The organism is Streptomyces sp. NPDC053665, from assembly GCF_055585285.1.
In genome coordinates this window covers 771,323-795,314 of record NZ_JBVJKK010000002.1, presented here as the reverse complement: position 1 = coordinate 795,314, position 23,992 = coordinate 771,323, and the positions used below count along the sequence as shown (strand labels likewise).

The 23,992-nt window shown below is 70.9% G+C and carries 26 protein-coding genes; 15 read left to right on the top strand and 11 right to left on the bottom strand.

Features of this window, described 5'->3' with window-relative positions; genetic code table 11:
- Positions 1-61 precede the first annotated feature (61 nt).
- Positions 62-700 carry a mycothiol-dependent nitroreductase Rv2466c family protein gene (locus ACZ6ZN_RS11125; protein ID WP_469645085.1) on the top strand — a complete coding sequence of 213 codons (639 nt, stop codon included), beginning with the start codon at positions 62-64 and terminating at the stop codon, positions 698-700.
- 3 nt (positions 701-703) lie between these two features.
- On the opposite strand, the gene ACZ6ZN_RS11120 is transcribed toward ACZ6ZN_RS11125, so the two are convergent.
- Entirely contained in the window at positions 704-937 is a 234-nt protein-coding gene (locus ACZ6ZN_RS11120) for a hypothetical protein (RefSeq protein WP_469645083.1), read from the bottom strand.
- A gap of 270 nt (positions 938-1,207) precedes the next feature.
- Here ACZ6ZN_RS11120 and ACZ6ZN_RS11115 point away from each other — a divergent pair, with 270 nt between their 5' ends.
- A complete protein-coding gene (locus ACZ6ZN_RS11115) occupies positions 1,208-1,372 on the top strand; it encodes a hypothetical protein (RefSeq protein ID WP_469645082.1) in 165 nt (54 codons plus the stop codon).
- Positions 1,369-1,992 carry a histidine phosphatase family protein gene (locus tag ACZ6ZN_RS11110; RefSeq protein WP_469645079.1) on the top strand — a complete coding sequence of 208 codons (624 nt, stop codon included), beginning with the start codon at positions 1,369-1,371 and terminating at the stop codon, positions 1,990-1,992. The genes ACZ6ZN_RS11115 and ACZ6ZN_RS11110 overlap by 4 nt, the downstream gene beginning before the upstream one ends.
- A gap of 109 nt (positions 1,993-2,101) precedes the next feature.
- Here ACZ6ZN_RS11110 and ACZ6ZN_RS11105 read toward each other — a convergent pair whose 3' ends face one another.
- From ACZ6ZN_RS11105 to ACZ6ZN_RS11070, 8 genes are all read right to left on the bottom strand, one after another.
- Positions 2,102-2,749 carry a superoxide dismutase gene (locus ACZ6ZN_RS11105; RefSeq protein WP_469645076.1) on the bottom strand — a complete coding sequence of 216 codons (648 nt, stop codon included), beginning with the start codon at positions 2,747-2,749 and terminating at the stop codon, positions 2,102-2,104.
- Between the two features lie 135 nt (positions 2,750-2,884).
- Positions 2,885-4,267 (bottom strand): amino acid permease, encoded by a 1,383-nt coding sequence (locus tag ACZ6ZN_RS11100; RefSeq protein ID WP_451879691.1) that lies wholly within the window; start codon positions 4,265-4,267, stop codon positions 2,885-2,887.
- Between the two features lie 120 nt (positions 4,268-4,387).
- The gene (locus ACZ6ZN_RS11095) at positions 4,388-5,281 is read right to left on the bottom strand and encodes a TauD/TfdA dioxygenase family protein (protein WP_398110318.1); all 894 of its coding nucleotides are present in this window, start codon (positions 5,279-5,281) and stop codon (positions 4,388-4,390) included.
- Between the two features lie 22 nt (positions 5,282-5,303).
- Entirely contained in the window at positions 5,304-6,644 is a 1,341-nt protein-coding gene (locus tag ACZ6ZN_RS11090) for an LLM class flavin-dependent oxidoreductase (RefSeq protein WP_469645072.1), read from the bottom strand.
- A complete protein-coding gene (locus ACZ6ZN_RS11085; protein ID WP_451879689.1) occupies positions 6,641-7,375 on the bottom strand; it encodes an ABC transporter ATP-binding protein in 735 nt (244 codons plus the stop codon). The genes ACZ6ZN_RS11090 and ACZ6ZN_RS11085 overlap by 4 nt, the downstream gene beginning before the upstream one ends.
- Complete coding sequence (locus tag ACZ6ZN_RS11080) at positions 7,351-8,205, bottom strand: ABC transporter permease (protein WP_398110321.1); 855 nt, start codon at positions 8,203-8,205, stop codon at positions 7,351-7,353. The genes ACZ6ZN_RS11085 and ACZ6ZN_RS11080 overlap by 25 nt, the downstream gene beginning before the upstream one ends.
- Positions 8,206-8,210: 5 nt before the next feature.
- Complete coding sequence (locus ACZ6ZN_RS11075) at positions 8,211-9,269, bottom strand: ABC transporter substrate-binding protein (RefSeq protein ID WP_469645069.1); 1,059 nt, start codon at positions 9,267-9,269, stop codon at positions 8,211-8,213.
- A 229-nt stretch (positions 9,270-9,498) separates the two neighbouring features.
- Positions 9,499-10,698 carry an ROK family protein gene (locus ACZ6ZN_RS11070; RefSeq protein ID WP_469645066.1) on the bottom strand — a complete coding sequence of 400 codons (1,200 nt, stop codon included), beginning with the start codon at positions 10,696-10,698 and terminating at the stop codon, positions 9,499-9,501.
- Positions 10,699-11,166: 468 nt separating this feature from the next.
- On the opposite strand from ACZ6ZN_RS11070, the gene ACZ6ZN_RS11065 reads away from it, so the two are divergent.
- A complete protein-coding gene (locus tag ACZ6ZN_RS11065; protein ID WP_398110324.1) occupies positions 11,167-11,748 on the top strand; it encodes a biotin transporter BioY in 582 nt (193 codons plus the stop codon).
- A 269-nt stretch (positions 11,749-12,017) separates the two neighbouring features.
- Here the strand turns inward: ACZ6ZN_RS11065 and ACZ6ZN_RS11060 are convergent, their stop codons facing one another.
- Positions 12,018-13,508 (bottom strand): amino acid permease, encoded by a 1,491-nt coding sequence (locus tag ACZ6ZN_RS11060; RefSeq protein WP_451879685.1) that lies wholly within the window; start codon positions 13,506-13,508, stop codon positions 12,018-12,020.
- A gap of 276 nt (positions 13,509-13,784) precedes the next feature.
- Here ACZ6ZN_RS11060 and ACZ6ZN_RS11055 point away from each other — a divergent pair, with 276 nt between their 5' ends.
- A complete protein-coding gene (locus tag ACZ6ZN_RS11055; protein ID WP_469645063.1) occupies positions 13,785-14,270 on the top strand; it encodes a ribose-5-phosphate isomerase in 486 nt (161 codons plus the stop codon).
- Positions 14,271-14,585: 315 nt separating this feature from the next.
- Positions 14,586-15,395, top strand: a complete 810-nt coding sequence (locus tag ACZ6ZN_RS11050; protein WP_469645061.1) for an Fpg/Nei family DNA glycosylase — start codon at positions 14,586-14,588, stop codon at positions 15,393-15,395.
- 31 nt (positions 15,396-15,426) lie between these two features.
- On the opposite strand, the gene ACZ6ZN_RS11045 is transcribed toward ACZ6ZN_RS11050, so the two are convergent.
- Positions 15,427-16,680 (bottom strand): GNAT family N-acetyltransferase, encoded by a 1,254-nt coding sequence (locus ACZ6ZN_RS11045; protein ID WP_469645059.1) that lies wholly within the window; start codon positions 16,678-16,680, stop codon positions 15,427-15,429.
- Positions 16,681-16,843: 163 nt separating this feature from the next.
- On the opposite strand from ACZ6ZN_RS11045, the gene ACZ6ZN_RS11040 reads away from it, so the two are divergent.
- The 9 genes from ACZ6ZN_RS11040 (at position 16,844) to ACZ6ZN_RS11000 (ending at position 23,977) form a co-directional block, all read left to right on the top strand.
- Entirely contained in the window at positions 16,844-18,022 is a 1,179-nt protein-coding gene (locus ACZ6ZN_RS11040; protein WP_398110329.1) for a PP2C family protein-serine/threonine phosphatase, read from the top strand.
- 177 nt (positions 18,023-18,199) lie between these two features.
- Entirely contained in the window at positions 18,200-18,526 is a 327-nt protein-coding gene (locus tag ACZ6ZN_RS11035) for a hypothetical protein (RefSeq protein ID WP_398110330.1), read from the top strand.
- A gap of 48 nt (positions 18,527-18,574) precedes the next feature.
- On the top strand, positions 18,575-18,889 hold the full coding sequence (locus tag ACZ6ZN_RS11030; protein WP_369195632.1) for a pore-forming ESAT-6 family protein: 315 nt from the start codon (positions 18,575-18,577) through the stop codon (positions 18,887-18,889).
- A 101-nt stretch (positions 18,890-18,990) separates the two neighbouring features.
- The gene (locus ACZ6ZN_RS11025; protein ID WP_398110331.1) at positions 18,991-19,338 is read left to right on the top strand and encodes a DUF6507 family protein; all 348 of its coding nucleotides are present in this window, start codon (positions 18,991-18,993) and stop codon (positions 19,336-19,338) included.
- Positions 19,335-21,965 carry a hypothetical protein gene (locus tag ACZ6ZN_RS11020; protein ID WP_469645055.1) on the top strand — a complete coding sequence of 877 codons (2,631 nt, stop codon included), beginning with the start codon at positions 19,335-19,337 and terminating at the stop codon, positions 21,963-21,965. The genes ACZ6ZN_RS11025 and ACZ6ZN_RS11020 overlap by 4 nt, the downstream gene beginning before the upstream one ends.
- 17 nt (positions 21,966-21,982) lie before the next feature.
- On the top strand, positions 21,983-22,624 hold the full coding sequence (locus ACZ6ZN_RS11015) for a hypothetical protein (protein ID WP_469645053.1): 642 nt from the start codon (positions 21,983-21,985) through the stop codon (positions 22,622-22,624).
- A 60-nt stretch (positions 22,625-22,684) separates the two neighbouring features.
- Positions 22,685-23,053 carry a toxin-antitoxin system YwqK family antitoxin gene (locus ACZ6ZN_RS11010; protein ID WP_451880376.1) on the top strand — a complete coding sequence of 123 codons (369 nt, stop codon included), beginning with the start codon at positions 22,685-22,687 and terminating at the stop codon, positions 23,051-23,053.
- A gap of 234 nt (positions 23,054-23,287) precedes the next feature.
- A complete protein-coding gene (locus ACZ6ZN_RS11005; RefSeq protein WP_398110330.1) occupies positions 23,288-23,614 on the top strand; it encodes a hypothetical protein in 327 nt (108 codons plus the stop codon).
- 48 nt (positions 23,615-23,662) lie between these two features.
- Positions 23,663-23,977, top strand: a complete 315-nt coding sequence (locus tag ACZ6ZN_RS11000; protein WP_369195632.1) for a pore-forming ESAT-6 family protein — start codon at positions 23,663-23,665, stop codon at positions 23,975-23,977.
- The last annotated feature ends 15 nt before the right edge of the window (positions 23,978-23,992 follow it).

Sequence of the window (23,992 nt, the reverse complement as noted above, 5' to 3'; positions counted from 1 at the left end):
CGGGAATGGCGCGGGCGCACGGCGGCGTTCCCGGAGAAACGGTTTCCTGCTGAGGAGAGACATGTCGGACAAGACGCCCGTCGACTTCTGGTTCGATCCGCTGTGCCCCTGGGCGTGGATGACCTCCCGCTGGGTGCTGGAGGTGGAGAAGCTCAGGGACATCGAGGTCCGCTGGCACGTCATGAGCCTCGCCGTCCTCAACGAGGACAAGCTGGACGAGCTGCCCGAGGAATACCGCGACATGCTGGAGAACAAGGCGTGGGGCCCCGTCCGGGTCGTCATCGCGGCGCAGCAGGAGCACGGCCCCGGGGTCCTCGGCGACCTCTACACCGCCCTCGGCACCCGCATCCACAACCAGGGCGAAGGCCCCGGCAAGGAGACCGTCGCGGCCGCCCTGAAGGACGCCGGCCTGCCCGAGTCCCTCCTGGAGCACTGGGACTCCACCCCGTACGAGGCCGAGCTGCGCGCCTCCCACAAGGAGGGCATCGACAAGGTCGGCCAGGACGTCGGCACGCCCGTCATCGCCGTGCCGGGTGCCGACGGCGAGCAGATCGCCTTCTTCGGCCCGGTCGTCACCCCGGCGCCCCAGGGCGAGGAGGCCGCCCGCCTCTGGGACGGCACCCTCGCCGTGGCCTCGGTCCCCGGCTTCTACGAGATCAAGCGCACGCGCACCAAGGGGCCGGACTTCTCCAACCTCTGAGGCTCACGCCCCGGCCGCGGGCTCCTCGCCGAACCGCTCGGGGAGGAGCCCGTGAGCGGCCTTGCGGAACTGCGGGTAGTACGTCCGGCAGCCCTGGACCGTGCAGCGCCAGAGGTTGTCCACGTAGCAGCGGGGGTCGTTCATCTCGGCCCGGACCGCTTCCCTCTCCTCCCGGTCGAGCGCCCGGAAGACCTGCATCCCGCCGCAGTTCGGGCAGTCCAGCACGCGCGTCCCCATCAACCCCTCCTCGCCGTCACCGCCGGTCCCGGGAGCCGGCACGACGTGCCGACCCCCTGCGGTAGTACAGCGCCTCCTGCGCGAACGCGTCCCCGAAACCGTCCGGTCCGGCCCCCCGCACGCGCGTTCACCGGCGCCCCCGGCCGCGGGCCCGCGCCAGCCGGTCGGGTGCTCCGAGGCCGAAACGGCCCCGAACCGGCTGCGACAAAGGCCGCGTCGGCGGCCCACGGCGCGTCGGGAACGGGGACCCCGGCGGACACGGCCGGGCGCATGGTCCGGTTCCGGGCCGCCTTCACGCCCCGCCCCGACCGCACCGCGGCCTTCGCGCAGCCGTACGCGCGCCGGGCCGACGCCCTGCGCGAGCGCGGCCGGCCGCCGGGCCCGGTCGGCACCCCTGCGTACGGCCGCCTGAACCGGGATACTTCCGCCCCATGAGTACGACCCTCCTGCTGGTGCGCCACGGGCAGACCGTCTGGCACGCCGAGAACCGCTACGCCGGCGTCAGCGACATCGACCTCACCGACACCGGCCGCGCCCAGGCCGAGGCCCTGGGCCGGTGGGCCGCCGCCCATCCCGTCGACGCCGTCTGGTCCTCCCCGCTGACCCGGGCCCTCGCCACCGCCGAGCCGGCCTGCCGCGCCCTGGACCTCGTCCCGCAGCGCGAACCCGGCCTGCGGGAATGCGACTTCGGGGTCGTCGAGGGCCGTACGCTCGCCGAGTTCGAGACGGAGGACCCGGAGTGGGCCGCGGCCTACCGCGCCGACCCGGTGGCCAACTCCTTCCCCGGCGCCGAGGACCCGCGGGCTGCCGCCGCCCGCGGGGTGCGCGCCCTGCGGGAGATCGCCGCCGGCCACCCCGGCGGCCGGGTCCTGGTCGTCGCCCACAACACGCTGCTGCGCCTGGTGCTGTGCACCCTGCTGTCGATCCCCCTGGCCGAGTACCGCCACAGGCTCCCGCGGCTGCGCAACGCCGCGGTCAGCGAACTGCGCATGCAGCCCGACGGGACCGCCGGCCTGCTGTCCCTCAACGTGCCGTGCGAGGCGGACCCGATGTAGCGGGCACGGGAAGCCCCCGCGAGTCACGTCCTCGCGGGGGCTTCCCTCCTGCCGCCTGCCGTGCGTGAAGGGTGAGAAGACGATCACGAGGCAGGACGCTCGACGGCCCTCAGGGGGCCAGCAGCAGCACGTCCGCCCGGGACTTGGCGGCCTCGTGGCGCCGGGCCACGTCCTGCCAGTCGACGACGGCCCACATGGCCTCGATGAAGTCGACCTTCTGGTTCTTGTACTGGAGGTAGAAGGCGTGCTCCCAGGCGTCGAAGACGAGGATCGGGGTCGAGCCCTGGCCGACGTTGCCCTGGTGGTCGTAGACCTGCTCGACGATCAGCCGGCCGCTGAGCGGCTCGTGGGCGAGCACGCCCCAGCCGGAGCCCTGGGTGGTGGCGGCCGCCTTGGTCAGCTGGGCCTTGAAGCCGGCGAAGGAGCCGAAGGACGCGGTGATGGCGTCGGCGAGTTCGCCCACGCCGTCCTGGGCCAGCGGCTCGCCTCCGCCGTCCTTCGGGCCGGTCATGTTCTGCCAGTAGATGCTGTGCAGGATGTGCCCCGACAGATGGAAGGCCAGGTTCTTCTCCAGCCCGTTGATCGAGCCCCAGGTCTCCTTGTCGCGCGCCTCGGCGAGCTGCTCCAGGGTGTCGTTGGCGCCCTTCACGTAGGCCGCGTGGTGCTTGTCGTGGTGCAGCTCGATGATCTCGGGGCTGATCACCGGGGCTAGGGCCGAGTAGTCGTACGGGAGCTCGGGCAGCGTGTACACGGGCATGGGCGGGGATCCCCTCCGGACCTGTTATTGCAAAGTACTTGCAACTGCACGCTAGCAGCAACAGCCCGGGTGTGCGGGGTGCGGGCACGCGAAAAGGCCCCCGCGGTGTCGCGGGGGCCTTCTCGTGCGGGAGTCCTAGCGCTTGGCGCGGGCCCGCTGCCAGGCGTAGCCGACGGCCGCGAGGACCAGGATCATGCCGCCCGTGGAGTACAGCTGGACGCGCGTGTCCGGCTCGCGGGCCATCAGGACGAACACGGCCGCCATCCCGGCCAGGGCCACCCAGGTCAGCCACGGGAACGCCCACATCCGCACGGCCAGCCGCTCCGGCGCCTCCCGCTCCAGCCGGCGGCGCAGCCGCAGCTGCGAGACGGCGATGAAGATCCACACGGCCAGGATGACCGCGCCGATCATGTTCAGCAGCCACGCGAACACGTCGTCGGGGCGCCAGTAGCTCAGCAGCACGCACAGGAAGCCGAAGACCGACGACGCCAGCACCGCGATACGCGGCACGCCGCCCGAGACCCGGCCCAGCCCCCGGGGGCCCTGGCCGCGCTCCACGAGCGAGTAGGCGATGCGCGAGGCGCCGTAGATGTTGGCGTTCATCGCGGACAGCAGCGCCACGAGCACGACCACGTTCATCAGCTGGCCGGCACCCGGGATGCCCAGCTCGTCGAGGGCGGCGACGTACGGGCCCTTCTCGACGACCTCCTTCGAGTCCCACGGCACGAGCGTGACGATGACCGCCATGGAGCCGATGTAGAACAGCGCGATGCGCCACATCGCGGTGCGCACCGCGCGCGCCACGCCCTGGACGGGGTTCTCCGACTCGGCCGCCGCGATGGTGACCGTCTCCAGGCCGCCGTAGGCGAAGACCGAGGCGAGCAGGCCGATGACCAGGCCCTCGCCGCCGTTGGGCAGGAAGTCGGTGAGGTTGCCCGCGCCGGGCGAGTCGGTGCCCGGCAGGACGCCCAGGATCGCCAGCACGCCGAGCACCAGGAACAGGCTGATCGCGGCGACCTTCAGCGCCGCGAACCAGAACTCGAACTCGCCGAAGTTCTTCACGGCCGCGAGGTTGGTGCCGCAGAAGACGACCATGAACAGGGCCACCCACAGCCACTCCGGGGTGCCCGGCAGCCAGCCGCTGACGATCTTCGCGGCGCCGATGCCCTCCAGGCCGACCGCCGTGCACAGCAGCACCCAGAACGACCAGCCGGCGGTGAACCCGGCCCAGGGACCGATGGCCCGCTCGGCGTGCGCCGAGAACGAGCCCGAGGAGGGATAGGCGGCCGACATCTCGCCCAGCATCCGCATCACCAGCATCACGAGGAGGCCGGAGAGGGTGTAGGCGACGACGATCGACGGTCCGGCGGCGGCGATGCCGGCACCGGAGCCGACGAACAGACCGGCGCCGATCACACCGCCGAGGGCGATCATCGACAGGTGGCGCTGCTTCAGGCCGTGGGAGAGGGAGACGCCGTCCGTGCCGGTCGGCGTCTCCTGGGTGGTGCTGCTGGGCATGGGCGCGGCTCGTCCAATGCGTGAGGGGCGTACGAGGGCAAAACGCCGCCAGTCTCGGATGCCTCCCCGTCCGCGCGAAGAGGCATCCCACCATGTGGACGTGCCGGTCGCTCGGCGTGGTCAGGCGGCGACCGGGGTGTAGTGCGAGGCGTCGCCCTCGATCGCGTAGCTCTCCTTGCCCTCCACACCCACCGGGACGTCCCCGGCGACCGTGACGCGGTGCAGCCGGCGCGGCAGGCCGTCGTAGTTGTCGACGGCGTAGTGCTGGGTGATGCGGTTGTCGAACAGCACGAGCTGGTTCGGTGACCAGCGGTGGCGCAGCACGTTCTCCGGCCGCGTGACGTACGCCTGGAGCAGGTCCAGGACCTTGCGGGACTCGCCCGCCGACAGGCCCACGATCCGCTGGGCGAAGCCGCCGATGAACAGGCCCCGCTCCCCGGTCAGCGGGTGGACCCGGACGACGGGGTGGACCGTGCGGTACGTGATCGACGTGAACTCGGCACGCCGGGCCGCCTGCTCCTCGTCGACGTCCTCCTCCGGTACGGCGTAGTCGTAGTCGTTGGTGTGCTCGGCCCACAGCGTGTCCGCCAGGCGCCGCAGGGAGTCGGGCAGGTTGCGGTAGGCGGCGGCCGAGCTGGCGATGAGCGTCTCGCCGCCGTAGGGCGGCACGGTGATGCTGCGCAGGCTCGTGGCCTGCGGCGGGTTCAGGACGAAGGTCACGTCGGTGTGCCAGTGGTTGGCCGCCCGGCCGCCCTCGCTGTCGACCGGCAGCACGTGCGGGGCGCCGTCGACCGCGGCCACCGTCGGATGGGCGGTGGTGATGTCCCCGAAGTGCCGTACGAAGGCCTGCTGGCCCGCGTCGTCCAGCCCCTCCGCGTCGAAGACGAGGGCCTTGTGCGCGTTGAGCGCCTCACGCAGGGCGGTGGAGGTGTCCCGGTCGAGGGGCCGGGTGAGGTCGACGCCCTCGACGCGGGCGCCGATGTGCGCGGTGACCTTGTGGATCTCGATGCTCATGGCGGATTTCCTTCCGGGTGGGTCAGACGAGTGCGGGGGAGAGGACGTGCTGGTTGGCGGGGCGCGGCAGGCCGTAGCGCCCCCGCAGGGTGGTGCGGACGCCGTACTCGGTGCGCAGCAGTCCGCGGGCGCGCAGCAGGGGGACGACGTGGTCGACGAACGCCTCCAGACCGGACGGCAGCACCGCGGGCATGATGTTGAAGCCGTCGGCGGCGCCCGAGGTGAACCACAGCTCGATGGTGTCGGCGACCTGCTCGGGCGTGCCCGCGAAGGTGAGGTGCCCGCGGCCCCCGCCGAGCCGGCCGATCAGCTGCCGCACGGTGAGCCGGTCGCGCCGGGCCAGCTCGACGACGAGCGTGTACCGGCTCTTGGCGCCCTCGATGGCGCTCTCCGGCGGCAGGTCGGCGGGCAGGGGGCCGTCCAGGTCGAGGGTGCCCGGGTCCAGGCGCAGCAGCCGCTCCAGGTGCCGCACGCCGTGCGTGGGCACGATGTGGTCCTCCAGGACCCGCTCGTGCGCCCGGGCCTCGGCCTCGGTGGAGCCGAGCACCGGGACGATGCCCGGCAGCACCTTGAGGTGCCCGGCGTCCCGGCCGGCCGCGACGGTGCGGGCCTTGAGGTCGGCGTAGAAGGCCCGCGCGTCCTCGATCGTCTGCTGCGCGGTGAACACCGCCTCCGCGTAGCGGGCCGCGAACCGCTTGCCGTCCTCGGAGGAGCCGGCCTGCACGAGCAGCGGGTAACCCTGCGGCGAGCGGGGCACGTTGAGCGCTCCCTCGACGCTGAAGTACCGGCCCTGGTGCCGGGGCGGGTGGATCTTCGCGTCGTCGCCCCACACGCCCGCCGCCTTGTCGGCGACGACCGTGTCGTCCTCCCAGCTGTCCCACAGCTTCAGCGCCACGTCGAGGAACTCCGCGGCCCGCGCGTACCGTTCGGCGTGCGCGGGTTCGGCGTCCAGGCCGAAGTTGCGGGCCGCGTCCGCGCCGGCGGTGGTGACGATGTTCCAGCCAGCCCGGCCGCCGCTGATGTGGTCGAGGGAGGCGAACTTGCGGGCCAGGTTGTAGGGCTCGTTGTACGAGGTGGACGCCGTGGCGATCAGGCCGATGTGCTCGGTGGCCGTCGCCAGCGCGGTCAGCAGCGTGATCGGCTCCAGCGCGCCCGCGGGCCGCTGCCCCACGCTGCTCCACAGCTGCGGGCCGTCGGCGAGGAACAGCGAGTCGAAGGTGCCCCGTTCGGCGATCCGCGCGAGCCGCACGTAGTGCGCCAGGTCGACGCTCGCGTACGGGTCGCTCTCCGGCAGCCGCCACGACGCCTCGTGGTGCCCGGTGTTCATCAGGAACGCGTTCAGATGCAGCTGTCCGCGGGTCATCGGTGGTCCTCCGTGACTCCGAGCGCGGCCAGCAGCCGCTCCCGGTACTCGCCGAGCAGGGGGTCGCGGTACGACCGCGGGTGCGGGCGGTCGATGGTCAGGTCGAGGCCGATGCGGCCCTTCTCCAGGACGAGCACCCGGTCGGCGAGCACGATCGCCTCGTCCACGTCGTGGGTGACCAGCAGCACCGAGGGCCGGTGGCGCTCCCACAGCTCCCGCAGCAGGCCGTGCATCCGGATCCGGGTCAGCGCGTCGAGCGCGCCGAACGGCTCGTCCGCCAGCAGCAGTTCCGGCTCCCGCACCAGAGAGCGGGCCAGGGCGGCACGCTGGGCCTCCCCGCCGGACAGTTCGCCCGGCCAGGCCCGCTCGCGGCCCTTCAGCCCGACCTCCTCCAGGGCGGCCCGGCCCCGGCGGCCGGCGTCCCTGCCCTCCGCGCCGAGGAGTACGTTGTCGAGGACCCGCCGCCAGGGCAGCAGCCGGGAGTCCTGGAAGACGACCGACACCCGCTCGGGCGCGGTCAGCTGCCCGGAGCCCGCGACGCCGTGGTCGAGCCCGGCGATGGCCCGCAGCAGCGTGCTCTTGCCCGAACCGCTGTGCCCGAGCAGAGCGGTGAGCTGCCCGGCGGGCAGGTCCAGGTCGATGCCGTCCAGGACGGTGCGCCCCTCGAACGACCGGGTCAGGCCCCGCAGTCGCACGGCCGGACGGGTCAGCTGCTCAGTGTGCGGCGCCATGACAGCACCCTCCGTTCGATGATGCGGACCGCGCTGTCGGAGACCAGCCCGAAGACGCCGTAGACGACCAGGCCGACGAGGATCACGTCCGTCTGGCCGTAGTTCTGCGCCTGGAACATCAGGTAGCCGAGGCCGCTGGTGGCGTTGATCTGCTCCAGGACCACCAGGCCCAGCCAGGAGCCGGTCACGCCGAGCCGCAGCCCGACGAAGAACCCGGGCAGCGCCCCGGGGATCACGACCTGCCGGATGAACCGGTACTTCGACAGCCCCTGCACCTCGGCCAGTTCGACGAAGCGGCTGTCGATGCCGGACAGCGCCGCGTGCGTGTTGAGGTAGATCGGGATGTAGACGACGATCGCGATGATGGCGATCTTGAAGGTCTCGCCGATGCCCAGCCACAGGATGAACAGCGGGATCAGACCCAGGGTGGGGATGGCCCGGTTGAGGTTCACCGTCCCGTCGATCAGCGCCTCGCCGGTCCGGGTCAGCCCCGACGCCAGCGCCAGCAGGATCCCCACGGTCAGGCCGATCGCGAACCCGCTCGCCGCGCGCCGCAGCGAGGTCAGGATGTCGTCGGGCAGCGTGCCCTCGGTCCACAGGCGGATGCCCGTCTCCAGCACCGTCCACGGCGCCGGTATCGCCCCGGTGTCGAGCAGCCCGGCGGCCGAGGCGCCGGTCCACAGGGCGAGGACGGCGACCGGCCCGGCCAGCCGGGCGGCGGGCAGCCGCCGGCCCGGGGCCAGCCGCCGGCGCCTGCGCACCTGGCGCGCCTCCTCCACCGGCGCGAGCGGCGCGGCGGCGGCCGGCGTCGTGTGCGTCGTCGTGGTCATCGCGGTCACCTCCGGTACTCCGCCGGCACGGCCTGGGCCGCCAGGGACTCGAAGCGGTGATCGAAGAGCTCGGACACGTCGAACTTCTTCACGAACCCGCCCTCGGCCAGCAGGTCCGCGGTCTCCTGCTCCCAGCGGATCGCCTCGTCCCAGCGCGGCGGGAACAGCGGCTTGTTGGCCAGCTCGGTCACCGCCTTCGCCTGGGCGAGGGTCAGGTTCTGCGTCCCGACGTAGAACCGCTCGTTCCACTCGTCGGGGTGCTCGTAGGTCCACACCTGGCTCTTCGCCCAGTGCGGGATGTAGGCGGCGACCGCGGCGGCCTTCGCCCGGTCGTTCAGCACCGCCACCGGCGCCCAGAGCAGACTGAGCAGGTCCACCACGTCGGTCGTGATGGTGCGGGCCGACGTGTACTTGCCCAGGTACGCCGGTGCCTGGGTGTTGGCCAGCGGCGCGACGTCCACCTGCCCGGACTGCAGGGCGGTGAGGAACTGGTTGCTGGTCAGCGGCACCAGCTCCACGTCGTCGTACGCCAGCCCCGCCTTCTTCAGGGCCCGCAGCAGGACGACGCCCTGCGCCTGTCCCTGCGAGAAGGCGAGCCGCCTGCGCCGGAAGTCCGCCACCGCGCGGATGTCGCTGCCGGGCTTGGTGGCGAACAGGTAGTTGGGCTTGCGGGTGATGTTGATCGCGACGATCTTCGCGTCGAAGCCCTGGTAGTGGGCCTGGATCGGCGGGATGCCCGCGTTGTTGGCGACGTCCAGGGACTTGGCGCGGAAGGCGTTGATGACATCGGGGCCGGCACCGATGTTCAGCCAGTTCGTCACCTTGAAGGGCAGGTCGTCCAACCCGGCGAGCTTCAACTGGAGTTCCTGGGCGTTCTGGTACGACGCGATCTTCAGGCCGGTGCCCGCCGGGACCTTGGTGGCCAGCGGGGCGTCGGAGGCCGGTTCGCCGGCCGCGGCACTGCTGTCCGCGCAGCCGCTGAGCCCGGCCGCGGCGGCCGTCACGCCGAGCAGCGAGGTCAGGAACAGACGCCGGTCGACACCGGGAACGGGGGGCGAGGGCATGGGAGGGCTCCCTGGGTATGAAGGCGGCACAGCACGCGGAATTCCGGGCCGGGAAAAGGCGGCCGGGAATTCACGGGAATGTCACAAAGGAAGGAGAAGGCGCTCCGCGAAGGGGCGCCGGGGGCGCGTCAACGGGTCAGCAACAGAGGGTGCGACAGCTCGTGAGCGGGCTCATGAACAGGATGTTCCTGGTCAGCGGCCCGGCCTGTCAACATTCCGAGTTTCTGAATTAAATAGCCTCAGGTGGCGTGCCCAGCGGATCCCGGTAGAGAACGTCGAGCGCCACCGAACCGCCCGCGACGGCCGGCACGGAATCCGTGAAACCGATCGGTGCCACGGTGTCCGCGCGCTCGGCTCCGACCTCCGCACGCAGGGCGGCGAGGCAGTCCTCGCGGTGCATGGCACCGATCTCCGTCACCACCACCCGCTCGGGGTTGAGCACGTCGAGCAGCAGCCCCACCGCGCGCCCCACCCGGCGTGAGCGCTCCCGCAGCAACCCGGCCGCCACGGTGTCACCGGCGGCGGCCGCCGCAACCACGTGCATCGGGTTCACCCCGTCCGCGACTCCCGCCTCCCGGGCCCGCCGGCACAGCGTCCGCTCGCTCAACTCGGCCTGCAGGCAACCGGTTCGGCCGCAGTCGCAGGGCTCCGAGCCACCCGGCACCGGCAGATGGGCGATGGCCCCGGCCGCGGAGCGCGGCCCGTGGTGCACCTCGTCGTGGGTCGCGAACGCCGCGTCGACCATGTTGCCCGCGAACAGGTGCAGCACGCTCCGGCTGCCCCGCGCCGGACCGAACAGCCGCTCCGCGTTGAGCAACGCCCGGGCGTGCCCGTCCACATGGACCGGCAGACCCGTGTGCGCGGCCAGCAGGTCACGCACCGGCACCTCGCGCCAGCCCAGCAGGGGATGCTCCACGACCGTGCCCGAGTCCCGGTCCACCCAGCCGCCCGCCGCGAACCCGACCCCCAGCGGCCGGCTCCCCGGGGCCCCGGCGAACAGCGCCGCCAGCCCGTCGGCGGCCCGGGCCAGCACCCGCGCGGGACCGGCCCCCTCGTGCTTCAGCTCGCGCCGGGCCAGGACCCGCCCGCGCAGATCGAGCAGCGCGACGGTGGTGTGGGGCACCGCCACGTGCACCCCGGCCACCACGAACCGCGAGCCGTCCAGGTCGACCGGCAGGTGCGGCCGCCCCACCCCCTTGGACCGCAGCGGCACCGCGGACTCGCGGATGAGGCCCGACTCGGCCAGCCGGGCGCAGTAGTCGGTCACCGACGCCGGCGACAGCCCGGTCAGCCGGGCGATGGTGCTGCGCGCGACGGGGCCGTGCTCCAGCACGGACCGCAGGACGACGCTGGCGCTGGTGCGGCGCCGGTCGCTGTCGGCGACTCGGGGGATGGGGGACGTCAGAAGGGGAGCCGCGGTACGGGGCATGGCAACTTCCTGGGGCCGGTCCGACACTGTGCCGTCTGGATCGGCGGGCCGGAACCGTGCCGCCCCGCCTCACACCGGGCGGCGACAGGTGGCCGTGCCCTGGCGGCGCAGGTCGACGTAGCGACGCTGCGAGAAGTACCGGGCCTGGGCAACCATGGGCGAGACGCTAGCAAAACGCCCCCGCGGCGGACAGGGCGTGCCCGACGGGCGAGACACCGCCGGTGAGCACCCGCGCGGCCGGCGCCGGTCTTTGGGGGAAACCTACAGCGGCCTCCTCGGTGGCCGGCGTGCTGCGGGCCACCTCAACTCAGTGACCGGCGTCACGCCGCACCCGCGGGAGGCGGCGTCCTTTGTCCGGAGCCGACCAAGGGCCGCCTCATGCCTTTGTCGAGCGCTGACGGTGATCGGCGCGAGGGCGCTGGGATAGCGTCACGGTGTCCCACCCGCCCTCACCCCCGCGGAGTCCCCATGAGCACCGCCGCCGCCACACCCGCCAGCACCGGACAGGTCCTCGCCGACCTGCTCCCTGCCTCCCGTGTCCGGGACGCGGCCCTCGTGCTCGGCGGCGCCGCGCTCACCGGCCTCGCCGCCCAGCTGTCGGTGCCGGTGCCCGGCTCCCCGGTGCCGGTGACCGGCCAGACCTTCGCCGCGCTGCTCGTCGGCACCTCGCTCGGCGCCGGCCGCGGCCTGCTTGCCCTCGCGCTGTACGCGGTGGCGGGCGTCGCCGGGGTGCCGTGGTTCGCGAGCGGCACGTCCGGGGTCGCCCCGTCCTTCGGTTACATCCTCGGCATGATCCTCGCCGCGACCGTCGTCGGCGCCCTGGCCCGCCGCGGCGCGGACCGCTCGGTGTGGCGCATGGCGGGCACGATGCTCGTCGGCGAGGCGATCATCTACGCCGTCGGCGTGCCCTACCTCGCCCTGTCGACCGGCATGTCCGCCACCGCCGCCATCGCGGCCGGCCTCACGCCGTTCCTCATCGGCGACGCGCTGAAGGCGGCGCTGGCGATGGGCGCGCTGCCCACGGCGTGGAAGTTCGCCGGCAGGCGCTGACCGCGCAGGACGCCGCAGAGGCCCGCCGGGGATCCCCCGGCGGGCCTCTGCCGTGCGCGCGCCCGGGCGGGACGGCTGCGGGGCTCGGCACCGGCGGTACCGCCGATACCGCGGGTACCGCCAATACTGCGATCCGGAGGACGCCGTCGGCAGGACGCCCGCGACGGTACCGGCGGTACGGGCGCTGTACGGCGAAGGGCCCGTGTCGCGTGCTGAGCAGCACGCGTCACGGGCCCGTCCGTTCAGCGGAACGGCAGGTGGCCGGCGGCTCAGCCGGCCGAGACCTCGTCGCGCCGGTCGGCGGGGGCCGCGGCCGCGTCGGCCGGGCGGCCGCCGCCCCGCACCTTCTGCTTCACGAAGGCGATGACCAGCACCACGGCCGCCACCAGCAGCGACAGCAAGATGGTGGTGCGCCCGTCGTGCTCGGTGTCGGTGAGCATGTAGCCGAGGATGAAGACGATCAGCGCGGCCGTGGCCCAGGTCAGGTACGGGTACAGCCACATCTTCACGACGAGCTTCTCCGGCGCCTCGGCCTGGATGATCCTGCGCATGCGCAGCTGGGAGAAGCAGATCACCAGCCACACGAACAGGGCGACCGCACCACTGGAGTTCACCAGGAACAGGAAGACGGAGTCCGGGAACTTGTAGTTGAAGAACACGGCGACGAAGCCGAACGCCACGGACGCGAGGATCGCGGTGCGCGGCACGCCGTTGGAGGTCGTACGGGCGAACGCCTTCGGCGCGTCCCCGCGCTGGCCGAGCGAGAAGGCCATGCGCGAGGCGGTGTACAGACCGGAGTTGAGGCAGGACAGCACCGAGGTCAGCACGATGAAGTTCATGATCTGACCGGCGTGCGCGATACCGAGGGAGTCGAGCGCGGCGACGTAGGAGCCGTCCTCGGTGATGGACTTGCTGTCCCACGGCAGCAGGGAGACCACGACCAGGATCGAGCCGAGGTAGAAGACGGCGACACGCCAGATGATGCTGTTGGTGGCCTTGGTGACGGCCTGCTGCGGGTTCTCCGACTCACCGGCGGCCAGGGTGGCGATCTCGCTGCCCATGAAGGAGAAGACGACGAGCAGCACACCGGTGAGGATCGCGCCGGGTCCGTGGGGCAGGAAGCCGCCGTGCTCGGTGAGGTTGCCGAATCCGGCCTGGTCGCTGTCGACACCCGGCAGCACGCCGAACACGGCGAGACCGCCGATGACGATGAAGGCGCCGATGGCGACGACCTTGATGCCCGCGAACCAGAACTCGAACTCGCCGTAGGAGCCGACGGACACCAGGTTGGTGGCGGTCAGCACGATCATCACGATCAGGGCCCAGGCCCACTGCGGGACGGCCGGTATCCAGCCTTCCAGGATCACCGCGCCGGCGGTCGCCTCGACCGCGAGCACGACGACCCAGAAGAACCAGTACAGCCAGCCGATGGAGAAGCCGGCCCACGAGCCGAGCGCCCGGTCCGCGTGGGCGGAGAAGGAGCCCGAGGTGGGGTTGGCGGCCGACATCTCGCCGAGCATCCGCATCACCAGCACCACGAGCGTGCCGACGAGGGCGTAGGACAGCAGGATGCCGGGACCGGCGGTGGCGATGCCGGAGCTGGACCCGACGAAGAGCCCGGCGCCGATGACACCGCCGATGGCGATCATCGACAGGTGCCGGTTCTTCAGCCCGGCCTGGAGCCCGGAACCGTGCGCCCCGGGTTCCCCGGGTCCTTCACGGTCCTTCTCGGTCGTCTTCGTCGTCGGCTGCGAGGTCATGGAACGGATTTCCTTTGCGCCGGGGAGTGGTACGTCGCACGGCACCGCGCAGGCCTGCGAACGGGGTGTGCCGCGGCATGGCGGTGGTGCGGGGCTCATACGAGCGGCGTACGAGCCGGTCCAGTGAATCGGAGGCGAACGGATAGGAGAACCTTTGAATCCAGATTGTTACTTGAGGTTTTCCTGAGGTTCCGTAATCCATTTCACATTCGGACCGGGTTTTCCCCGGCACCACCCCGCGCGCCTGCCCCGCATCACCCGTGTCACACTCGTGCCATGCGCGTGTACCTCGGCTCGGACCATGCGGGCTACGAACTCAAGAACCACCTCGTCGACTGGCTGAAGGCGGCGGGGCACGACCCCGTGGACTGCGGCCCGCACATCTACGACGCCCAGGACGACTACCCGCCCTTCTGCCTCCGCGCGGCGGAGCGCACGGCCGCCGACCCCGACGCGCTCGGCATCGTCATCGGCGGCTCCGGCAACGGCGAGCAGATCGCGGCGAACAAGGTCAAGGGCGTGCGCGCGGCCCTCGCCTGGAGCGAGGAGACGGCGGCTCTGGGCCGCCAGCACAACAACGCCAACGTCGTGGCCGTCGGCGCCCGTATGCACTCCCAGGACGAGGCGACGAAGTTCGTCGAGACGTTCCTCGCCACCCCGTTCTCCGGTGACGAGCGCCACATCCGCCGCATCGACATGCTCGCCGCGTACGAGACCAGCGGCGACCTGCCGCCGATCCCGCCGCACCACCCGCAGTCGTAGCACCGCACAGCCGGCCGACGGCCCGGGGACCGCGCACCCGAGCGCTCCCCGGGCCGCGGCGCCGTCCGAAGTGCCACCCGGCGTGCGCCGGACGCGACACCGCGTTGCGCCCGCAGCCGACCACCGGCCCCCGCGGGATCCCGGCGGCACAGCGGACGACCAGCGCCGCACCCGACGGTCACCGCCGCACCCGACGGTCACCGCCGCACTCGACGATCACCGCCGCATCCACCGACCACCGCCGCGCCCGACGGCCACCGCCGTACGCCCGTGCCGCGGCCCGGGCCGGACAGACGCCCGCCGGAGGACGAACCCGTGCCGGAAGGCCACACCATTCACCGCCTGGCCCAGGACTACGCCACGGCCTTCCTCGGCAGCGCACCCGAAGTCACCAGCCCCCAGGGCAAGTTCGCCCCGGCCGCCGCGCTCCTCACCGGCACCCGGCTCACCGCCACGGAAGCCCACGGCAAGCACCTCTTCCTCCGCTTCGACGGGGCGCGGTGGGTGCACATCCACCTCGGCCTCTTCGGCAAGGTCGGCTTCGGGCCCGCCCCCGGGCCGCCCCCCACCGACACCGTCCGCCTCCGTCTGGAGAACGACACGGCCTGCGTCGACCTCCGGGGCCCCACCACCTGCGCCCTGATCACGCCCCCGGAGAAGCAGGCGATACACGACCGCCTCGGACCGGACCCGCTGCGCGACGACGCCGACCCGGACGCGGCGTACCGGCGCGTCTCCCGCAGCCGTACGACGATCGCCGCCCTGCTCATGGACCAGAAGGTCATCGCGGGCGTCGGCAACGTCTACCGCGCCGAGGTCCTCTTCCGGCACCGGATCGACCCCTACCGCCCCGGCAAGGACATCGGCCCGGCCGAGTGGCGGGCGATCTGGGCCGACCTCGTCGCCCTCATGCACGAGGGCGTCCGCAACAACCGCATCGACACCGTCCGCCCCGAGCACACCCCGCAGGCGATGGGCCGCCCGCCCCGCGTGGACGACCACGGCGGCGAGGTGTACGTCTACCGCCGGGCGAACCTGCCCTGCCACGTCTGCGGCGGCGAGATCCGCACCGCCGACCTCGCCGCCCGCAACCTCTTCTGGTGCCCCACCTGCCAGCGCCCCTGACCGGGGCCGGAGGCCGGGCACCGGCCCCGCCTCAGAAGCCGTGGGGCAGCCACGGGGCCGGGCCCCCGCTGCCGAACGCCACCGAGGCCTCCGCCAGCGCACCCTGCCGCAGCTCGCGCACCCGCCCCGCCGCGGCCAGCGCCGTCAGCGGCACGCCCCCGAGGTAGGCGGCGCCCAACTCCCGCACCGACAGGGCGAGATCCGCCGCGTCCCGGGTGCGCTCGCAGGACGCCCCCTTCCGGTCGCCGCTCAGCCGCCAGCGCCCGGCGTTCCACGGGCAGAACGCGTCCTCGACCTCGAGCACCACGTCCACCGGCGCCTGGTACGTCCGCGCCTGGAGGGCCTCCCCGACCTCCACCGGCCGCACGTACAACGAGTCCCGCAGCCGCGGCAGGCACCGCCGTATGTCGGACACCATGTACTGCCAGGGGTCGTCCACCGGGCGTCCGCGCAAGGTGATCCTCGAGGTCAGGTCGATCCCGAACAGGAAGCGCCACAGCGCCGCGTCCGCCGCCGGGTCCAGCGCGATCAGGTCCTCCAGCACGACCGTGCCGTTCGCCCCGGCGAGCTCCCACTCCGGCTTGACGCGGTAGCGCGCGTACCCGACCGTCTCCCCGTCCCGCTCGGCCAGCACGCACTGCAACGGCGACGCCCCGCCCCGCTCGCTCTCCGGGTCGAGCACCCCCAGCCGCTCCCAGCCGGGCTGCCGCGCCAGCAGCCCGGGCCGCGTGGGGACCAGCCGGGCGTACAGCGCCTCGCACACGTCGAGGACGTCGGCCGGCGCCGCGAAGCGCACCCGCAGGGCGTCCGTCCCGTCCGGCACCGACAGGCGCACCCGGGTCGTGTCGATCTCGGCGCCCAGGTGGAAGGTGGCCGCCCCATAGCCGAACCGGCCGTAGATCGCCGGCTCGGACGCGGTGAGCACGGCCAGCGGCTCACCCCCGGCGCGCACGTCGTCCAGCTGGCGCCGCATCATCGACGTCAGCACTCCGCGCCGGCGGTGCGTGGCCGCGACGCTCACCATCGTGACGCCGGCCGCCCGCACCGGGGCGCCGCCGGGCACGGTGAGCCGGAAGGTGAACGCCCCGGCCGTCCCCACGCACTCGTCGCCCTCCCAGACGCCCAGTGAACGGTCGAACTCGGTCAGCGCGTTCCACAGCTCCCGCTCCTCGGCGGCCTCCGGCACCCCGCCGAAGCCCCGGAGCAGGGTGTTGTACCACTTGTCCCATTCATCCCGCTGCAGCACCCGGGGGCCGGCCGAAGAACCGTTCACATCTGTCGCCATGGGGCCATGCCTACCAGGGCAATGCGGGACGAGCGAGGGAATTTCTCCCGGGCGGCGACGCACGGGCGCACGGTGACGTTCACTGTGAAGTCCGCCCTCGGACGGGGGACAAGTGGGACCTCCCGTGCCAAGGGGCTGGTCCGATGGATAGGGTCCCGAACTAATGGCATCAGGACGAGAGCGGCGGTCGGAAGCCGACACGTTCACGGCCCGGTTGAAGAAGCAGTGGCACCGGGTCCGCGTCGGCGTGCGCCGAGCCGCCGTGGACTACTTCCGCGGCGACGGCTCGGACTGGATCGCCCTGGCCGGCCTGCTGCTGACCGTCCCGCTGATCGCGGCGGCCACCCTGGGCAACGCGGTCTGGTTCTCCCCGGCCGCCCTGGTCCTGCCGGTCGTCGTGGGCGGACTGCTGCTGCGCCCGGCCAGCCTGCTCGGCCTGTACGCGGCCGCCGCCACGGCACTGATCGTGGAGTCGGTGCAGCTCGGCCCCTACACCGAGGGCCCGTCCCGGGTCACCCCCGGCACCGTGCTCGTCGTCGCGGCCTGCGGCTTCTTCGGGCTGCTGCTCGCCCAGTTCCGCAGCCGGGTCGGCGTGCCCTGGCGCCGCGGCGGCACCATGCTGTTCGACCTGCGGGAACGGATCCGGGTGCAGAGCAAGCTGCCCGGTCTGCCCGACGGCTGGCACCGCGAGATGGCACTGCGTCCCGCGGGCGGCCAGTCGTTCTCCGGCGACTTCGTGGTGGCGGCCCGCACCAACGGCGGCCGGACGCTCGAGGTCGTCCTCACCGACGTCTCCGGCAAGGGCATGGACGCGGGCTCGCGCGCCCTGCTGCTCTCCGGCGCGTTCGGCGGCCTCCTGGGCTCCCTCCCGCCGCACGCCTTCCTCCCGGCCGCGAACGGCTACCTGCTCCGCCAGGACTGGGACGAGGGCTTCGCCACCTCCATCCACCTGGTCCTCGACCTGGACTCCGGCGACTACGAGTTGTACTCGGCGGGCCATCCGCCGGGCCTCCAGCTCAGCGCGGGCAGCGGCCGCTGGGAGGAGAAGGCCGCCGAGGGCCCCCTGCTCGGCGTCTACGACGGCGCCCAGTTCGACCCGGTGAAGGGCTCGCTGCGGCCCGGTGACGTCCTGATGCTGTTCACGGACGGCCTGGTGGAGACCTCCGACCGCGACATCGTCGAGGGCATCGACCGTCTCACCGGGGAGGCCGACCGCTATGTCGCCGGCGGTTTCCACGGCGCCGCCTGGCACCTCATCGAGGCGGTCGCCAAGGACGTCAACGACGACCGGGCCCTGCTGCTGATCTGCCGGGAAGGGCCGACGGCGGCGGCGACTCGCTGACGCACGGCGCCCGGCGGACCCGACTCACGGCTCGGTCATGGTTCTGTGCCACTTCTGTAAGCGACTCGAACCTCGATTGCACGGGCAACTACGGTGTTGGTAGAGATGGTAGGGAGACGTGAGGCCGACCGGGGAGCGGTCGCCGAGGTAGCCCACACGGGGGAGGCGAGTCAGTAGATGAAGTTCGACATGGGTGCGCAGACGCTGTCGTCGTTGCAGCGGGACACGCGTGGTTCGACGGATGATCTGGGTGGTCTGGTCCGGCAGTTGGTGGCGGCGGCGCAGCCGCTGGAGGGGAAGTTCAACGGTTCGGGCCGGGTGATGTTCGACCAGTTCAAGACGCGGGCGGATCGGATCGCGTCGGATCTGAATTCGTCGTTGTCGGCGATCTTGGGTGGTCAGGCGGGGATGGATGGTGCGTTCTCCTCGGGTGATCAGGAGCAGGGTGACAACGCGCGTCAGCAGATGTCCGCGGCGAACTTCGACGCGGCGCGTTTTCGCTGAGATGTCTGACCGTTCGGCTGAGTTTCGTTTTTCGGGGAGTGGTGTGTGATGGCTGGTGCGGGTGCGGATCGTCGGTCTTATGACGTGGGTGCGTCGACGGACGCGCAGTCGAACATCCAGACCGTGATCGGTCGGCTGGAGTCGTTGATCGCGGAGCGTGATCGGCAGGTGAAGGCGGCGATGGCGGACTTCACGGCGGATGGCGTGGCGGATGAGTACCACGGCAAGGAGAAGCGGTGGAACAACGCTTCGCAAGAGGTGAAGAACATCATCCATCTGCTGAAGACGACGTTGGAGAAGAACGACGGTACGGCGCAGTCGACGTTGCAGCGGGCGAAGGCGGCGGTGGACAACATCGGCTGATGCAGCCGTTGTCGTCGTGTCGTTGGGTGTGTTGAGCCGGTAGTGAGTGACGGGGGTTTGTGGTGCCCGGCTGGGATTTGAAGCCTCAGGGTATTTCTCAGGTGCTGAAGTCGACGGGGGAGGAGGCGGCGAAGCTGGAGAAGTACGCGACGGCTTTCGGGAAGCATCTGTCGTCGGCGGCGACCAGTGCGGGCACCATCTCCGCGGAGGGCGGCGGCGAGGGCGGCGAGAAGGTGCAGGGCGGTCTGGTCGCTCTGGCGTTGTCGCAGTGGGCGGAGCATGCCACCAAGGATTTGAAGTTCGTCGCGGCGCGTGCGGGTAAGTCGTTGCAGGGTGTGGTGGATGCGACCACAGCCTATCTGAACGGTGATCAGGAGATGGCGGCGGAGGCGCAGCGCAACACGCTGAAGGCGCCGGTGGTGGATCTGCCGGGAGTGGGCAAGAAGTGATCCAGCCGGAGAAGATCCCGCAGTTCACGGGTGATCTGGAGCAGCTGGAGTCGGACCATGCGGCCCTGAAGAAGGACGCGGGTGCTGTCCGGGGTGCCGGTGGGGACATTCATTCCCGCTTCCAGGGTCTGTCGGCGTATTACTCGGCTCCGGAGGCGGAGCAGTTGTTCGCGACGACGAAGCCGGTGAAGGACCGGGCGGATGCGTTCGCGGACGATCTGGAGACGGTGTCGGGGGCGTTGTCGTCGTATGCCACCGAGGTGCGTCCGCTGGTGGCGAAGCTGAAGCAGTTGAAGGCGGACGCGGCGGCGTTCGTGTCGTCGGTGAAGGACGACGACGAGTGGGAGTACGACGAGGACAAGGTCGGGGAGCACAACAAGCTGCGGGACGACATCACCGCGACGGTGGCGGCGTTCTGGGCGGCGGAGCGCACCTGCCACAACAAGATCACCGCGCTGTGGCCCGGCGGCACCCAGATGGTGGCGGGGGATGGCTCCGAGAAGGAGAACCAGTACGGGTTCAACGCGGAGGATCTGAAGAACGCGAAGCTTCCCTGGGGTGACCCGGTGGAGGAGAAGCATCACTGGTACGAGGTCGGCCACTGGGTGAAGTCGTTCGTGTGGGACGGGCTGATCGTGGACGGCATCTGGGGCACGATCAAGGGCCTGGGCACGCTGGTCGGTTTCGGTGGCTGGGAGGCGATGGGCCAGGCCTGGAAGGGTCTGGCGCAGCTGGCGACGGGGCTTGCCCTGTCGGCGATCCCGGGTGTGGCGACGGCGTTCTGGGCGCTGCCGGACGACAAACTCCCTTCCTGGATCCGTGATTCGCGCACGGCGATGAAGGAGACGGGCAAGGCGCTGGTGGCGTGGGACGAGTGGGGCAAGAACCCTGCGCGTGCTGCGGGTGCGGTGACGTTCAACGTGGTCACGACGGTGTTCACGGGTGGTGCGGGGGCTGCGGCGTCGGGTGCGGGCAAGGCCGGTGCGGTGGCCAAGGCGTTGTCGGTGGCGGGCAAGGCGGGCCGGGTGATCGACCCGATGACCTACATCGCCAAGGGCGCCGGCGCGGGCCTGTCGAAGATCGGCGACATCACCAAGGGCCTGCGCGGAGTCGGTGCCATCGACATCCCCACGCTGCCGGAGAACGCGCTGACGCTGCCGAAGGGTTCGACGGTGCTGCCGGACGGGACGGTGCACCTGCCGGAGGGTGTGGCGGTCCCGGCTGGGCTGCACGAGCTGCCGGGCGGCGGGTTCAAGGTGCCCGACGACGTGCCGGTCCTGCCGGAGGGCACGACGCGGCTCCCCACGGAGGACGGTGCCCCGGCCCGCTACTACGACCCGGACGGCAACCTGCTGGACGAGCGCGGCAACGTGCTGCAGCAGTCCGCCGACGGCCCCGGCGATGTCGTCGACCAGCCGGGCACCCCGGACGGTCCCACCTCCGGTGCGGACAACCCGCGGGTGGACTCCCCGGACCGCCAGCCCGCCTCGGTCGGCGCGGGCACGCACACCGCGGAACAGGCCGGGCAGCACGTACGCCTGGGTGACAGCCTCGACACCGACCTCGGGGACGTCGGCCGGGCCACGGACAACCCGGCCACCACCACGGCCGTCCATGCCGGGGGCGACGTACCGCCGGTGCACGCCGGTGGGGACGTCCCGTCCGCGAGTGCGGTGGGCGACCACCTGCCGGCCGGTCGGTCGACGGACAACCTGCCGGGAGGCCGCGCGGACGACCTCGCCCACGGCCCTGCCGCAAGCCACGAACCGCCGGCGGGTTCACACGCCCGGGCAACACCGCACGACGGCCCGGCAACACCGCACGACGGTCCGACGCCGCCGCACGACCGGGCCGCTGGCGCGAGCCACACCGGGCCGTCGGGCGGAGCCGATGAAGCAAGGCCTAGTGGACACGGAAGTGAGCCGCTCAACGGGAACATCGGGGAATCAGGTCACGGTCATACCCCGGAACGCGTGGACTTCAGCGAAGGGAATGAACGCCCGTCTGCTTCCACCGGGCCCATGCAGCCACATCATGAGGCAGACGTGGCCGAGCAACTCGCGCAGGCCAAGATGAGCCCTCAGGACGTGGAAAAGACGCTTGCCGGACTGCGCAAGAGTGAGTACGGCGAGGGAATTGCTCGGCACATCAGTGAGGGCAACCTTGCTGAGCTTCCCGGGTATGACGAGCTCCTGTCTCAGTGTAAGCAGGTCAGCAAGAGCAGCGACATGTCGCCTGCTGTCTATATGGCGATGGAACACGCGACAGACTTGCAAAGCCGGGGCGTCACTGGACTGGCCTTTGAGTGGAAGGTGCCGCACGAAGGATTGGACCTGGACGTGCTTGTTCGATCCGGCGACCGCATCGAATACGGTGCCCAACTTAAGGACGTTCAGAGTGCGGCCGGACTCAACAGTGCGACAAAGGGAATCGCGGCCAAGCAGTTGAGGGGGCCCATTGACGGGCAAAAAGTGGCCATCTTGGATGTGCACGACACCAAAATGGCCCTGACGGACCAAATGCTGGAGCGTATCGCTTCCCGCGCTAAAATGACCCAAGCCACATTTGTGCTGCGATTCGAAGACGGGTCGATCACCGTTCCGGCCAATGGTCCTACATACCCTTAACCCCGAAGGAATAGCTCATGTCCATGCTCATGCGGGCGCCGCGTGAATGCGCTTCTTGGTTCTGGGATTTGGAAGACTATGGGCCGCCCGGGTTGCGGTCGGCGCTGGTGACCGCTGCGAGGATGACAGCCGTCCTTCGGAAGCATGAACTACTGGAACCGCACCAATTGGAATGGCCGTGGTATATCCCCGAAACGGGCGGTGCTCCTGCGGTGACACGGTTGTCGCTCACCCGTCCGATCGATGACGAACTGGTATTCCAGCGCATTCAAGCGATGCGTCCTGTGGGATTCCCGGAAGCTATGGAAGGGGATCTGCTTGTAGCGGGTACGGGTGTCTGGCTCGACGAACAGGGTGCGCCGCGCCGCGAGTACAGGCTTGTGGAACTTACCGTTTCCCCGGAGCATCTGGGCCTGTCGGCCGAGGTCTCTGTCTTTCACGACATCTGGGGCCCATTCGACTTCCGGGGCGATCCGCATCCCGTAGTGCATCAGCAGAACGCCCCGCGTCTTGCCGCAGCACTGAGAGACCTTGAAGCCCTGTTGGGCGTACCTCCCGAGCCCGGTGAGTCGACTAACTTCGGCAAGGCCGTGGGATATGGGGTCGACGAACCCCTCGTGACTGACGGTCGCGGCCCAGACCTTACTGATCGACTCTGACAGTCACTGCGGGAGCAGGGGGTGCGGGTGCGCACGCGGCAGGCCCCCTGCGGAGGTTTCATGGCACCGACGCTTCGCATCGACATCGACGACCCCGAAGTCGACATGGATGACTCGGAGCGGTTGTACTACGGGGGCGAGCCGTTCACCGGCGAGGTGACAGAACACTTCGGCGAGAGCCTCGTCAGCCTCGACACGTATGTCGATGGCTACAGGGACGGGCCGTCTCGTGAGTGGTACCAGGACGGCACTCTCCGTTCGGAGGGAGCTCCGCGCGGGGGGTTGCCGGTCGGTGAGTTCAAGGAGTGGCATGCCAATGGTGTGCTCGCCTTGAGACGGGTCTTTGCGGAGAACGGGATAACCCTCTTGGAAGACCACGCATGGGACTCGCACGGCCAACCGACCCGCACGTGGCTCAAGGACGCGTGAGCCCGGTGATTGATTCCATGCCCACCGGCGAGTGAGTCTGAGCTCCGCAGGCGGCCCGCCCCGCCGCCCACCTGTGCCCTGCGTGTCGGCGGTCTCTCGGACTTGTGGTGCTTCTGTGAGAGCTCCGGACCCCCGATCCCATGGGCGCCGGACGCGTTGATAGAGATGGCGGAGAGACTTCGGGCCGCCATGCGCGGTGGTCCGACAGCCCGTACGGGGGAGGCGAGTCAGTAGATGAAGTTCGACATGGGTGCGCAGACGCTGTCGTCGTTGCAGCGGGACACGCGTGGTTCGACGGACGATCTGGGTGGTCTGGTCCGGCAGTTGGTGGCGGCGGCGCAGCCGCTGGAGGGGAAGTTCAACGGTTCGGGCCGGGTGATGTTCGACCAGTTCAAGACGCGGGCGGATCGGATCGCGTCGGATCTGAACTCGTCGTTGTCGGCGATCTTGGGTGGTCAGGCGGGGATGGATGGTGCGTTCTCCTCGGGTGATCAGGAGCAGGGTGACAACGCGCGGCAGCAGATGTCCGCGGCGAACTTCGATGCGGCGCGTTTTCGCTGAGATGTCTGACTGTTCGGCTGGGTTTCGTTTTTCGGGGAGTGGTGTGTGATGGCTGGTGCGGGTGCGGATCGTCGGTCTTATGACGTGGGTGCGTCGACGGACGCGCAGTCGAACATCCAGACCGTGATCGGTCGGCTGGAGTCGTTGATCGCGGAGCGTGATCGGCAGGTGAAGGCGGCGATGGCGGACTTCACGGCGGATGGCGTGGCGGATGAGTACCACGGCAAGGAGAAGCGGTGGAACAACGCTTCGCAAGAGGTGAAGAACATCATCCATCTGCTGAAGACGACGTTGGAGAAGAACGACGGTACGGCGCAGTCGACGTTGCAGCGGGCGAAGGCGGCGGTGGACAACATCGGCTGATGCAGCCGTTGTTGT

Excerpts from the sequence above, each read along its gene's own strand:
- ACZ6ZN_RS11080 (WP_398110321.1), bottom strand. The coding sequence starts at position 8,205 with ATGACCACGACGACGCACACGACGCCGGCCGCCGCCGCGCCGCTCGCG.
- ACZ6ZN_RS11090 (WP_469645072.1), bottom strand. The coding sequence starts at position 6,644 with ATGACCCGCGGACAGCTGCATCTGAACGCGTTCCTGATGAACACCGGG.
- ACZ6ZN_RS11105 (WP_469645076.1), bottom strand. The coding sequence starts at position 2,749 with ATGCCCGTGTACACGCTGCCCGAGCTCCCGTACGACTACTCGGCCCTA.
- ACZ6ZN_RS11075 (WP_469645069.1), bottom strand. The coding sequence starts at position 9,269 with ATGCCCTCGCCCCCCGTTCCCGGTGTCGACCGGCGTCTGTTCCTGACC.
- ACZ6ZN_RS11120 (WP_469645083.1), bottom strand. The coding sequence starts at position 937 with ATGGGGACGCGCGTGCTGGACTGCCCGAACTGCGGCGGGATGCAGGTC.
- ACZ6ZN_RS11085 (WP_451879689.1), bottom strand. The coding sequence starts at position 7,375 with ATGGCGCCGCACACTGAGCAGCTGACCCGTCCGGCCGTGCGACTGCGG.
- ACZ6ZN_RS11125 (WP_469645085.1), top strand. The coding sequence starts at position 62 with ATGTCGGACAAGACGCCCGTCGACTTCTGGTTCGATCCGCTGTGCCCC.
- ACZ6ZN_RS11065 (WP_398110324.1), top strand. The coding sequence starts at position 11,167 with ATGAGCACCGCCGCCGCCACACCCGCCAGCACCGGACAGGTCCTCGCC.
- ACZ6ZN_RS11000 (WP_369195632.1), top strand. The coding sequence starts at position 23,663 with ATGGCTGGTGCGGGTGCGGATCGTCGGTCTTATGACGTGGGTGCGTCG.
- ACZ6ZN_RS11115 (WP_469645082.1), top strand. The coding sequence starts at position 1,208 with ATGGTCCGGTTCCGGGCCGCCTTCACGCCCCGCCCCGACCGCACCGCG.
- ACZ6ZN_RS11035 (WP_398110330.1), top strand. The coding sequence starts at position 18,200 with ATGAAGTTCGACATGGGTGCGCAGACGCTGTCGTCGTTGCAGCGGGAC.
- ACZ6ZN_RS11015 (WP_469645053.1), top strand. The coding sequence starts at position 21,983 with ATGTCCATGCTCATGCGGGCGCCGCGTGAATGCGCTTCTTGGTTCTGG.
- ACZ6ZN_RS11095 (WP_398110318.1), bottom strand. The coding sequence starts at position 5,281 with ATGAGCATCGAGATCCACAAGGTCACCGCGCACATCGGCGCCCGCGTC.
- ACZ6ZN_RS11070 (WP_469645066.1), bottom strand. The coding sequence starts at position 10,698 with ATGCCCCGTACCGCGGCTCCCCTTCTGACGTCCCCCATCCCCCGAGTC.
- ACZ6ZN_RS11100 (WP_451879691.1), bottom strand. The coding sequence starts at position 4,267 with ATGCCCAGCAGCACCACCCAGGAGACGCCGACCGGCACGGACGGCGTC.
- ACZ6ZN_RS11055 (WP_469645063.1), top strand. The coding sequence starts at position 13,785 with ATGCGCGTGTACCTCGGCTCGGACCATGCGGGCTACGAACTCAAGAAC.
- ACZ6ZN_RS11040 (WP_398110329.1), top strand. The coding sequence starts at position 16,844 with ATGGCATCAGGACGAGAGCGGCGGTCGGAAGCCGACACGTTCACGGCC.
- ACZ6ZN_RS11060 (WP_451879685.1), bottom strand. The coding sequence starts at position 13,508 with ATGACCTCGCAGCCGACGACGAAGACGACCGAGAAGGACCGTGAAGGA.
- ACZ6ZN_RS11030 (WP_369195632.1), top strand. The coding sequence starts at position 18,575 with ATGGCTGGTGCGGGTGCGGATCGTCGGTCTTATGACGTGGGTGCGTCG.
- ACZ6ZN_RS11045 (WP_469645059.1), bottom strand. The coding sequence starts at position 16,680 with ATGGCGACAGATGTGAACGGTTCTTCGGCCGGCCCCCGGGTGCTGCAG.
- ACZ6ZN_RS11110 (WP_469645079.1), top strand. The coding sequence starts at position 1,369 with ATGAGTACGACCCTCCTGCTGGTGCGCCACGGGCAGACCGTCTGGCAC.
- ACZ6ZN_RS11010 (WP_451880376.1), top strand. The coding sequence starts at position 22,685 with ATGGCACCGACGCTTCGCATCGACATCGACGACCCCGAAGTCGACATG.
- ACZ6ZN_RS11005 (WP_398110330.1), top strand. The coding sequence starts at position 23,288 with ATGAAGTTCGACATGGGTGCGCAGACGCTGTCGTCGTTGCAGCGGGAC.